The organism is Streptomyces sp. NPDC048496, from assembly GCF_043200055.1.
GTDB lineage: Bacteria > Actinomycetota > Actinomycetes > Streptomycetales > Streptomycetaceae > Streptomyces.
This window is the reverse complement of the sequence record NZ_JBICXB010000093.1, coordinates 1-10,454: the sequence shown is the minus strand read 5'-3', so window position 1 is coordinate 10,454 and position 10,454 is coordinate 1. Positions and strand designations below refer to the sequence as shown.

Here is a 10,454-nt window from a genome sequence, read left to right as displayed (position 1 = left end):
AACCCACCCTCCACGGCCGGACGACACGTAACGACCGCAGGAACGATCATCACCTACCGGTCAAGCAGCCGCCGAGAATTGCGCACCAGAGTCGTCTTCCTGAGTGTCGTAGGGCTGCCGATGCCTGTGCTCGGTCGTATGAGCAGGCGAGATGCACTTGGCCTCCCCGGAGGTCATCAACGCCGGGCGATCTCCTCCACCCGGGCGTGGAGGCGTTCGACGTGGTGCTCGGACTCCGGCTTCATCAGGACGCTGCGGAGGATACGCGCGCCGTCGGCGTCTGCGGTGATCTTGGGATGGCGTGCGGTGAACGCCTCGCTGCCGGCTTTGAGGGTGCTCAGGAAGACCGGGTCGGGACTGGTCATCCCGTCGGCGAGGATGCGCGCGGACGCGGTGTCGATGCCGGTCAGGGTGGCCGGGGCGACGACGGGGAAGTAGCTGACGATGTCGAGCTCAGGCTGCTGGTAGAGCTCCAGGACGTCGGACGTGTCGATCAGCTCCGCCCAACTTAGGGCCGCTCGCCGGCCGGCGGCCAGTACTCGGCCGAGTCCGTCGGGGGTGGGCGGCAGGAGCTGGAAGGTGAGCCACAGGGCGGCGGCGGAGGCGCCAGCGCGAGAGCATTCGAGGCTGATCTCGCCGAGGTGGAGTTCGGTGGAGGTGAAGTAGGTGTAGGGCGAGTCGTGGAGGTAGAAGCGGCCCACCTCGGGGTCGCGGAACAGGACGGCTCCGCAGCCGTAGGGCTGGAGGCCGTGCTTGTGCGGGTCGACCACGACCGAGTCGCACCGCGCGATCGCCCGCCACGGCTCGGGCGGTAGCCCTTCGGCTCCTTCGAGGCCGGCCAGCAGGGTGAAGAAGCCGCCGTAGGCGGCGTCGACGTGGACGCGGACGCCGTGGCGCTCGGCGAGGGGCAGGGCCTCGTGGACGGGATCCACGGCGCCCAGTCCGGTGGTGCCTGTGGTGAGCACGACGGTGCCCACCTCTCCCGCCCGCAGCAGGTCTTCGAGTGCGCCGAGGTCCATGCGGCCCCGGTCGTCGGTGAGTACGGGGTGGCCCTTCATACCGAGGACGTGGCACATGCGGCCGTGGGTGTAGTGGGCGTCGGCGCTGTAGGCGATGCCCCGGTCGGGGTGGAGTTCCCGGGCGACGAAGAGGGCTTCGAGGTTGGCGATGGTGCCGCTGGTGGTGAGGTGGCCGAGGTGGGTGTCGTAGCCGAACATCTCGGCGAGCCGTGCGACGGCCTCGCGTTCCATCGCCGCCGTGGCGGGGCCGCCGTCCAGGGCGTGGTTGTTGGGGTTGATCAGCATCGCGGCGAGGTGGCCGACCACTGCGGCGGGGTGCGGGGGCTTGAGCATCTGGCCCGCGTAACGCGGATGGAAGAAGGGGTAGTTGTCCTTGAGCCGTCCGGTGAGCTCCTCGAAGGCAGCGGCGAAGCGGTCGTTGTCGACCTCGGTGGACGGGTGGGGCTGGTAAGGGCCGAAGGTGTCGGCCCAGTCCTGTATCGCGTCAGTGGCTCGGCCGAGCCAGTGCTTCAGGTCCACTGATCTCCCTCTCTCTCGTGGGGCACGCCCACGATACGACTTAGTTGAGCAGTCAGCAATTGATTGCTCAGTATTCGATGTGTGAGTAGGTGACCGGGCAGTAAACTTCGGCAGATGAACGCCGTGAACCAGTGGGACCAGGAAGCCGCCGCCCGTGCCGCCAGCAGCCCGCTCGTGCGCGACTTCGGGCTGCTGATCAAGTCCGCCACCCGCCTGGAACGGCGGATCGACGCCGAACTGCGGCGGGAGTGCGGGATCAGCCACACGATGCTGGAAGTGCTGCTACGGCTCTGCCGGCAGTCCGGCGAGGAGGTCTCCCAGCGCCACCTCGCCGACGACCTCACGCTCACCAGCAGCGGCACCACCCGGCTGATCGACCGCATGGAGGAAGCGGGGCTGGTCCGCCGCGTGCCGTCACCCGGGGACCGCAGGGTAGCCCTGGTCGAACCGACCGATGAGGGCCGAACCGTGTTCCTCCAGGCCGTGGCCGTCCATGCCCGCACGGTGGAGGACTACTTCGTCAAGCCGGTGGACTCCGAGGACTACGTACGGATGACGCGGGCGCTCAGCGAGATCGACAGGGCCCTGCGCGAGGCTGCCGAGTGACATGACCGGCCGCCCTGTGCAGGGTCTGCCGCTGTAACGAGGCATTGCTCAGGACTCTTCATGATCACCCGGGAAGTTGAAGCGCCCTCGGGGCGAGCTGGCGTCCGCGAGTGCCCGTTCCAGCACCTGAGGGCGGGCTCGGTCGAGGAGTTCGTGGGCGAGTCCGAGCTGGCTGATGGCGCTGGTCTTGCCCGTGCCGGGCAGTCCAGAGACCATCAGGCCGCGACGGGCACTGATCGCGTGCCGGTTGAGCAGGGCCAGCCGACGGCCGCAGACCACGGTCTTCTCGACGAACGAGGTGGCAACCACGAGCATTCGGGCGTGATGGTCGAGTCGGCCCTCGTCATAAAGCGCCCGCTCGGGAGGGGAAAGCCGGCCCAGTTCACCGGGAGACAGCAGGACCGGAGGCGCGATCGGGCCGGGGGTGTCGGCGAACCGCCGCCATCCGGCCAGGGTGGTCAGCTGCCGGTTGGTGGCGGCATCGGCCCGGTCGCCGTCAGCTCGGCTGTCTTGGTCCGCTCGCGCTCGGCCAGCGAACGCCGCTTCGGGTCGAACTCAAGCCGCGGCACCGCCCCTTCGGGAGCATCCAGCGGCAGGCCGTGCAGCACCTCCAGGATGTGTCCCTCCCACCAAAGGGCTCGCTCGGCCGCTGTCTCAGGGAACTCCGCGAGGCGGGCCGTGGAGGCGGAACGACTGGGTTCGCTGAGTAAACGACTCGATTGGATGAGAGCGGTCACTCCGGCCCGATTCCTGGTTCGCCGAGCGGGGCGAGGCGTGTCCGGTACGTTCGCTCGGCGGGCCCGCGGCCAAGGGACGCCGGCCGATATGGCAGCCTCTGAGAGTCCAGGTCCGTGAAGTGAAGTTGCCAACGGTTTTGAGGGTCAGTGGGTGGTGATGACATGGGCGTACCCCTTACCTGGTTGGTCCGGCGCAAGGAACTGCGACTGAAGGTGTTGGCAGGCCAGGCCGGGCTGGACCGCGAGGTGAGCTGGGCGCACAGCATCGAGTTGGCGGATCCGACGCCCTGGCTCAGCGGTGGCGAACTGGTGCTCACCACCGGGCTGAGGCTGCCGAGGTCGGCTGACGCCCGCAGGGACTACATCTCGCGTCTGGCCGCTGCTGGGGTCGCCGCCGTCGGCTTCGGGGTCGGTCTGACGCACGAGCAGGTCCCCGACCCGCTCGTGGAGGCGGCCCAGGATGTCGGGTTGCCGCTGTTGGAGGTGCCGCTGCCCACACCGTTCGTGGCCGTGACCAAGGCGGTCATGGAGCGCCTCGCCGAGCAGCAGTACGAAGGTGTTGCCCAGGCGTCGCGGATCCAGCCCCGGATGACCCGCGCCGCGCTGCGTGGCGGGGCGCAGGCGGTGGTCAGGGCGCTGGCCGTTTCGACCGGGACCGCCGTGCTCTTCCTCGATCACGAGGGAAAAGCGCGTGCTGTACATCCGCCCGGCGCACGTATGCCAGGACCACAGGTGCTTGCCGACCTGCGCCCGGCGGATCAGGTGGCAGCGACGGTGAGCAGTGGCCCCGAGGGAGTGGTGGTGGCGCAGCAGGTGCGCGTCGGGCCCCGGGTTCACGGCCGGCTGGTGCTGGTGACCGAGCGGCCCCTGGCAGCGGTCGACCATCTGTTGCTCGGGCACGCGGCGTCACTGATCGCCCTGGAGGCCGAGAAGCCCCTGCGGCTGCGCGATGAGCAGAACCGGGTGAACAGCATGTTCCTGCGCATGCTGCTGAACGGAACGGTCGCGGCGCCGGCCGCGGCAGACCATCTGGCCGAGGCGGGGTTTCCGGTCCGCGACGGTGTCCGTGTCCTGGCGCTGCGCGGCGTCAGCCCGCGGCGTGTGTCAGAGAGCGCGGGGGAAGAGCTTGCCGAGCGAGGCCTGCCGTTGTTCGGTGGCGTGCACGCGGATTGTGCGGTGCTGTTGCTGCCCGGCGCGCAGGCGGAGACCGCGCAGGCCCTCGCAGACGGTGTCCTGGTTCGGCTGCCCGGCCGCACGTGGGCCGGACTGAGCAGCGTCCATGCGGTGGCGGACGGTCCGGCCGCCGTGAGCGAGGCGTTGAACGCTTCGGCGGTGGCACAGGCGCGGGAGTGTTCGGTGGTGGTCCCGTTCGAGTCGCTGGCCGGTCAGGTGCTGGTCGCTCGCCCGGAGACGAGAACGGTGTTGGAGTCGTTGGCGCAGGCCCGGCTGGGTCCCCTCGCCGTGTACGACGCGGCCCACGGGACCGAACTGCTCGTCTCGCTGCGCGCCTTCCTGGAACACAACGGCCAGTGGGAGTCGGCGTCCGCCGCCCTGGGGGTGCATCGCCACACGCTGCGCAGCCGGTTGGACCGGGTCCAGCAGTTGCTCGACCTGGACCTGGGCTCGGCTCACGTGCGCGCTGAGATCCTGCTGGCCCTCTCGGCGTGGCAGGCGCCCGACTCGCGCGAGTAGGGGCGCGCCACCGGCGGCCTCGGGCCGCCGACTGCAGGAGGACGGCAGGATCGGCCGCTCCACGGGGTTCCTGGCCCATGGACGATCCGCGGCCGTTCGATCGGTGCGGCCTCCGGCCTGGAGGGCAGCAGTGGAACGGCCGCGGGCTCTGTCATACGGCGGCGGACGCCGTCTCCTTGGCGATGGCGTCCCCGAGGATCGCCAGCCCTTCCTCCAGCAGCGCCTCCGAGATCGACAGCGGCGGCAGGAATCGCAGCACGTTGCCGTAGCTGCCGGCAGTCAGCACCAGGAGGCCTTCCGCGTGGCAGCGCTTGGCGATGCGTGCCGCCAGGTCGGGGGCGGGGACGCGGTCCCCGTCCGGCTCCACCAGCTCCATGGCGACCATCGCGCCGCGTCCGCGCACCTCCCCGATCACCGGGTAGGCATCGCTGAACTCGCCGAAGCGTTCCTGCATGGTGTCGCCGATCTCACGCGCCCGCTCCAGGAGGTCGTGCCGCTCGATCTCCTCGAAAACACCGAGCGCCGCCTCGCAGGCCACGGGGTTGCCGCTGAACGTGCCGCCGAGACCACCGGCCGGAACCGCGTCCATCAGCTCGGCGCGCCCGGTCACCGCCCCCAGGGGGAGACCGCCCGCGAGGCCCTTCGCGGTGGTGACCAGGTCCGGCTGGATGTTCTCGTGCTCGCAGGCGAACATCCGCCCGGTGCGGGCGATGCCCGTCTGGATCTCGTCGGCGATCAGCAGGATGCCGCGGGCCCGGCAGATCCCGGCGACCAGGGGCAGGAACCCGCGAGCCGGGACCACGAAGCCGCCCTCGCCCTGGATGGGCTCTACCAGGACCGCGGCCACGTTGTCCGCACCCACCTGTCGGTCCAAGAGATCGGCGAGGGCGTAGGCGGCCTCCTCCGCGCAGCGCTCGGGACCGGTGGGCCAGCGGTACGAGTACGCCATCGGGGCGCGGTGGATTTCGGGCACGAAGGGACCGAAGCCCTGCTTGTACGGCTGGTTCTTGGCCGTGAGGCTCATCGTGAGCAGGGTGCGGCCGTGGAAGGCGTGGTCGAAGACGACGACGCCCGGCCGGCCGGTCGCGGCTCGCGCGATCTTGACCGCGTTCTCCACCGCCTCGGCGCCGGAGTTCACCAGGAGCGTGCGCTTCTCCCCGGGGACGGGCGCGAGGCGGTTGAGCTTCTCGCACACGTCCAGATACGACTCGTAGGGACTGACCAGGAAGCACGTGTGGGTGAACCGGCGCAGCTGCGCCGCGGCGCGCTCGGCCACGGCGGCGGCGGAGTTGCCCACCGTCGTCACGGCGATGCCGCTGCCGAAGTCGATGAAGGAGTTGCCGTCCGCGTCGACGATCACCCCGCCGCCTGCCGCGGTCACGAAGACCGGCAGGGTCGCGCCGACTCCGGCCGGGACCAGGCTGCGCTGACGGGCCAGCAGCTCGCGGGAGCGCGGACCTGGGATCTCGCTGACGATCCGGCGTACCTGGGCGAGGTCGGGACCACCGGCCGGTCGGGAAGCTTCGGGCATGGGGCGTCCTCCGGAGAGAGCGGGGATGGGGACGCCGAGCCAAGCACCCCCTCGACCCCCGAAGCCATGGACACATTGGAGTGGCCGAGCCAAGCGGCCCAGGACATCTCGTCCGGTGCTCTTCCACCCCTTCGCTCCGCAGAATGACGATCTCAGCGGGCCGGCTGCCTCAGCGGGCATCGGCGCGCTGGGACGCGGCACGGACGGACGAGAAGGGAAAGCCGATGCAACACAGCGTGGGCAGCACGACGGCAAGCGGGATCTCCCGATCGGTCAGGTCCTTGCGTCACCTGGTCGGTGGCCAGTGGCGGGACGGTGAAGGCGACGCGCTGGTGGACGTCAGTCCGGCCTGCCCGGGCGAGCGGGTGGCAGTGGGACAGGCCGCCCAGGAGCGCGACCTGGACGAGGCGGTCGCCGCCGCCCGTGAGGCCTTCCCGCGCTGGGCGGCGACGCCGCACCACGTCCGCGGGCGCATCCTGGACCGGGCCGCCGACGTGCTGGGCGCCCACGCCGGGCAGTGGGGCGAGGAGTTGGCATGGGAGGAGGGCAAGACGCGCACCGAGGGAGTCGGCGAGGTACGGCGAGCCGCGGAGATCTTCCGTTACTACGCCGGCGAGGCGTCCCGCCCGATCGGTGAGGTGTACGCCTCGCCTCGGCCCGGCGAGCAGATCCACGTCGTCCATCGGCCGATCGGCGTGGTCGCGGCCATCACCCCGTTCAACTTCCCCATCGCGATTCCGGCCTGGAAGATCGCGCCGGCCCTCAGCTACGGCAACACGGTCGTGTGGAAGCCCGCCAGCCTGGTTCCGCTGCTGGCGATGCGACTGGCTGAGGCACTGGTGGAGGCCGGACTGCCGCAGGGCGTGCTCTCCTTGCTCATCGGGAACGGGGCGCTGGGCGGTCGGCTGGTCGAGCACCCGGGCGTGGACGCGGTGACCTTCACCGGATCGACCTCGATCGGCCGGAGCCTGATCGCGGCCTGCGGGCAACTGGCCAGGCCGGTGCAGACCGAGATGGGCGGCAAGAACGCGGCGGTCGTGCTCGCCGACGCCGACCTGGACCTGGCCGTGGGAGAGGTGCTGGCCGGCGCGTTCCGCTCCACGGGGCAGAAGTGCACCGCGACGTCCCGGCTCATCGTGGAGGAACCGGTCGCCGACGACTTCCTTGCCCTGCTCACCAAGCGCGCCGCCGCGCTGCGCGTCGGCGACCCCCTGGACGAGGACACCGAGATGGGGCCGGTGGTCTCGCTCCAGGCCCGCGACGAGATCCACCGGGCGGTGGAGGCCACAAGCGCGTCCGCCCAGGCGCAGATCCTCACCGGCGGCCGGCTCTACGACGACGACCGCGCAGCCGGCGCCTTCCTGCCGCCAACCCTGGTCGAGTTGTCGGGAAGCCACCCGCTGTGGTCACAGGAACTGTTCGGCCCGGTGCTCGCCGTCCGCCGCGCGGCCAACGCCGACGAGGCGCTGTCCCTGGTCAACGACAGCGAATTCGGCCTGGCGGCCGCCGTGTTCACCGATAACCTGCGCGCCGCGACCGCGGCCATGGACCGGATCGAGGTCGGCGTGCTGCACATCAACTCCGAGACCGCCGGCGCCGATCCGCATGTGCCCTTCGGCGGCACGAAGCACAGCGCCTACGGACCCAAGGAGCAGGGCCGCGCCGCCCGCGACTTCTACACCAGGACCACCACGGTCTACCTCCGCAGCTCAGGAGGAGACCTGTGAGCGACTCACCGTCACTGCCCCTGTCCGGTGTGCTGATCGCCGACTTCGGCCGTGTCCTGGCCGCCCCGTACGCCACGATGCTCCTGGCGGACCTCGGCGCTGACGTCATCAAGGTCGAGCATCCGGAGGGCGGGGACGACACACGGGCATGGGGCCCGCCCCACGCCCACGACGAGGCGACGTACTACCTGTCGGTCAACCGCAACAAGCGGTCGCTCGCGCTCGACCTCCGCGACCGGGACAACCGTCGGCGGGCGGAGGAACTCGTACGGCGGGCGGACATCCTGTTCGAGAACTTCCGGCCCGGCACGATGGACAAGTACCAACTGGGCTATGAGCAGGCACGGCAGATCAATCCGCGACTGGTCTACTGCTCGGTCACCGGGTTCGGGGCCGGCGCGGGAGCCGCGCTGCCCGGATACGACCTGTTGATCCAGGCCGTCGGGGGCCTGATGAGCGTCACCGGGCCGGCCCCCGGCCAGCCGGTCAAGACCGGGGTGGCGCTGGTGGACGTCCTCACCGGACTGCACGCGGCGATCGGTGTGCTCGCCGCGCTGCGCCACCGCGACGCGACCGGCGAGGGACAGCACGTCGAGGTCAACCTGCTGACGTGCCTGCTGTCCAGCCTGGTCAATCAGGCCGGCGGATACACGCTGGCCGGGAAGGTGCCCGGCATCCTGGGCAACCGCCATCCTTCGATCGCACCGTACGAGGTCTTCCAGGCCAAGGACCGGCCCCTGGTCATCGCCGTCGGCAACGACCGCCAGTTCGCGGCCCTGTGCCGGGGGCTCGACGCTCCGGAACTCGCCGCCGACCCCCGCTTCGCCGGCAACACCAGCCGGGTCGCCCACGTCGACGAACTCGCCGAGCACCTGGGCAAGCTCCTGTCCGCGCGCAACGCCGCCGACTGGTTCGAGCACCTCACCCCGCTGGGCGTTCCCTGCGGCCCGGTCAACGACCTGGCCCAGGCATTCGACCTCGCCGAGCACCTCGGACTCGCCCCGCGCGCCACCATTGACGGCCCGGACGGCCCGAACGGCCCGTCGATGGACCTGGTGGCCAATCCCATCGGCCTGTCCCGGACACCGCCCCGCTACCAGCGCCGCCCGCCCCGGCTCGGCGAGCACACCGGTGACCTCACGGCCTGGTTGGACGCATGACTCCCCGACCCACCCACCGACTACCGAACCCCCAGGAGCACACGATGAACGGCGCAAAGCCCGTCAAGGACCCCCTCGACCTGCTCGATCTCACCCTCGTCCTCACCGACGAGGAGCGGGAGATCCAGGCCACCGTCGCGAAGTTCGTCGCCGACCGCATACGGCCGCACATCGGCGACTGGTTCGAGAACGCGCACTTCGCCCGTGAACTCGCCCCGGAACTGGGCAAGCTCGGCGTGCTCGGCATGCACCTGGAGGGGTACGGCTGCAGCGGGACGAACGCCGTCAGCTACGGACTGGCCTGCCTGGAACTGGAAGCCGCCGACTCCGGCTTCCGCAGCTTCGTGTCCGTTCAGGGGTCGCTGTCCATGTACTCGATCTGGAAGTGGGGATCGGAGCAACAGAAGCAGGAGTGGCTGCCCCGCCTCGCCGCCGGCGAGGCGATCGGCTGCTTCGGCCTGACCGAACCCGACTTCGGCAGTAACCCGTCCGACATGCGCACCCGGGCCGTCCGCGACGGCGGCGACTGGATCCTCAACGGCACCAAGATGTGGATCACCAACGGCGGCATCGCCGACGTGGCCACGGTCTGGGCGCAGACCGACGACGGCATCCGCGGGTTCCTCGTCCCTCGCGGCATCCCCGGCTTCACCACCCAGGACATCAAGCAGAAGATGTCGCTGCGCGCGTCGGTCACGTCGCAGCTGTACTTCGACGACGTGCGCCTGCCCGACTCCGCCCGACTTCCACACGCCCAGGGCCTGCGCGGGCCGCTGTCCTGCCTGAACGAGGCCCGCTTCGGCATCCTGTTCGGCGCGGTCGGCGCAGCCCGCGACTCGATCCAGGCGGCCCTCGGCTACGCCGATACGCGGATCCAGTTCGACAAGCCCATCAGCGCCTTCCAGCTCACCCAGAAGAAGCTGGCCGACATGAGCGTCTCCCTGGGCAGCGCGGCGCTGCTCGCCCTGCATCTGGGCAGGCTCAAGGACCAGGGACGGATCCGGTCCGAGCAGATCAGCATCGGCAAACTCAACAACGTCCGCGAGGCGCTCGCCATCGCCCGCGAGTGCCGCACCGTGCTCGGGGCCAATGGCATCTCCTTGGAGTACTCGCCGCTGCGGCATGCCAACAACCTGGAGTCCGTCCTGACCTACGAAGGCACCAGCGAGATCCACACGCTGGTCATCGGCCAGGCCCTCACCGGCCACGGCGCCTACCGCTGAGCGCCGCCACCACCTCCGGTCCGGGGCCCGACAGGTGGTGGCGGCGCCCCGGACCGGTCCATCCACTCCCGTCAGGAAGCAGGGCCCATGGCCGCATCGACCGGAGCCCCCCGGGCTCGGGGGTGCCGGTGCCCGGCCGGGGGAACTGAGCCCGGATCCACCGGCTGACGTCTGTGGACAACTTCTCCGGAAACGAGGAAGAGCCTTGTGACCTGCGATGATGGGAGTTCTTGAGGCTTC

The 10,454-nt window shown here is 70.4% G+C and carries 9 protein-coding genes; 5 read left to right on the top strand and 4 right to left on the bottom strand.

Going from position 1 to position 10,454, the window contains the following annotated elements:
• Positions 1–176: 176 nt before the first annotated feature.
• Entirely contained in the window at positions 177–1,538 is a 1,362-nt protein-coding gene (locus tag ACGFSA_RS34080) for a pyridoxal phosphate-dependent decarboxylase family protein (protein ID WP_393309923.1), read from the bottom strand.
• A gap of 114 nt (positions 1,539–1,652) precedes the next feature.
• On the opposite strand from ACGFSA_RS34080, the gene ACGFSA_RS34075 reads away from it, so the two are divergent.
• Positions 1,653–2,144, top strand: coding sequence for a MarR family winged helix-turn-helix transcriptional regulator (locus tag ACGFSA_RS34075; RefSeq protein ID WP_393309921.1), 492 nt, complete (start codon positions 1,653–1,655; stop codon positions 2,142–2,144).
• 48 nt (positions 2,145–2,192) lie between these two features.
• Here ACGFSA_RS34075 and ACGFSA_RS34070 read toward each other — a convergent pair whose 3' ends face one another.
• Both ACGFSA_RS34070 and ACGFSA_RS34065 read right to left on the bottom strand, forming a co-directional pair.
• On the bottom strand, positions 2,193–2,459 hold the full coding sequence (locus ACGFSA_RS34070) for a hypothetical protein (RefSeq protein ID WP_393309920.1): 267 nt from the start codon (positions 2,457–2,459) through the stop codon (positions 2,193–2,195).
• Positions 2,460–2,602: 143 nt separating this feature from the next.
• Positions 2,603–2,881 (bottom strand): hypothetical protein, encoded by a 279-nt coding sequence (locus tag ACGFSA_RS34065; RefSeq protein WP_393309918.1) that lies wholly within the window; start codon positions 2,879–2,881, stop codon positions 2,603–2,605.
• Between the two features lie 162 nt (positions 2,882–3,043).
• Here ACGFSA_RS34065 and ACGFSA_RS34060 point away from each other — a divergent pair, with 162 nt between their 5' ends.
• Entirely contained in the window at positions 3,044–4,573 is a 1,530-nt protein-coding gene (locus ACGFSA_RS34060) for a PucR family transcriptional regulator (RefSeq protein ID WP_393309917.1), read from the top strand.
• A 151-nt stretch (positions 4,574–4,724) separates the two neighbouring features.
• On the opposite strand, the gene gabT is transcribed toward ACGFSA_RS34060, so the two are convergent.
• Complete coding sequence (gene gabT, locus ACGFSA_RS34055; RefSeq protein ID WP_393309915.1) at positions 4,725–6,104, bottom strand: 4-aminobutyrate--2-oxoglutarate transaminase; 1,380 nt, start codon at positions 6,102–6,104, stop codon at positions 4,725–4,727.
• A gap of 143 nt (positions 6,105–6,247) precedes the next feature.
• Between gabT and ACGFSA_RS34050 the strand changes: the two genes are divergently transcribed.
• The 3 genes from ACGFSA_RS34050 to ACGFSA_RS34040 all read left to right on the top strand — a co-directional run bounded on the left by ACGFSA_RS34050 (position 6,248) and on the right by ACGFSA_RS34040 (position 10,214).
• On the top strand, positions 6,248–7,831 hold the full coding sequence (locus tag ACGFSA_RS34050; RefSeq protein ID WP_393309914.1) for an aldehyde dehydrogenase family protein: 1,584 nt from the start codon (positions 6,248–6,250) through the stop codon (positions 7,829–7,831).
• Positions 7,832–7,908: 77 nt separating this feature from the next.
• Positions 7,909–8,991, top strand: coding sequence for a CaiB/BaiF CoA transferase family protein (locus ACGFSA_RS34045; protein WP_393309925.1), 1,083 nt, complete (start codon positions 7,909–7,911; stop codon positions 8,989–8,991).
• Positions 8,992–9,035: 44 nt separating this feature from the next.
• Positions 9,036–10,214 carry an acyl-CoA dehydrogenase family protein gene (locus ACGFSA_RS34040; protein WP_393309912.1) on the top strand — a complete coding sequence of 393 codons (1,179 nt, stop codon included), beginning with the start codon at positions 9,036–9,038 and terminating at the stop codon, positions 10,212–10,214.
• Positions 10,215–10,454 lie beyond the last annotated feature (240 nt).

Excerpts from the sequence above, each read along its gene's own strand:
- ACGFSA_RS34050 (WP_393309914.1), top strand. The coding sequence starts at position 6,248 with ATGACGATCTCAGCGGGCCGGCTGCCTCAGCGGGCATCGGCGCGCTGG.
- ACGFSA_RS34040 (WP_393309912.1), top strand. The coding sequence starts at position 9,036 with ATGAACGGCGCAAAGCCCGTCAAGGACCCCCTCGACCTGCTCGATCTC.
- ACGFSA_RS34070 (WP_393309920.1), bottom strand. The coding sequence starts at position 2,459 with ATGCTCGTGGTTGCCACCTCGTTCGTCGAGAAGACCGTGGTCTGCGGC.
- ACGFSA_RS34060 (WP_393309917.1), top strand. The coding sequence starts at position 3,044 with ATGGGCGTACCCCTTACCTGGTTGGTCCGGCGCAAGGAACTGCGACTG.
- ACGFSA_RS34075 (WP_393309921.1), top strand. The coding sequence starts at position 1,653 with ATGAACGCCGTGAACCAGTGGGACCAGGAAGCCGCCGCCCGTGCCGCC.
- ACGFSA_RS34045 (WP_393309925.1), top strand. The coding sequence starts at position 7,909 with ATGCTCCTGGCGGACCTCGGCGCTGACGTCATCAAGGTCGAGCATCCG.
- gabT (WP_393309915.1), bottom strand. The coding sequence starts at position 6,104 with ATGCCCGAAGCTTCCCGACCGGCCGGTGGTCCCGACCTCGCCCAGGTA.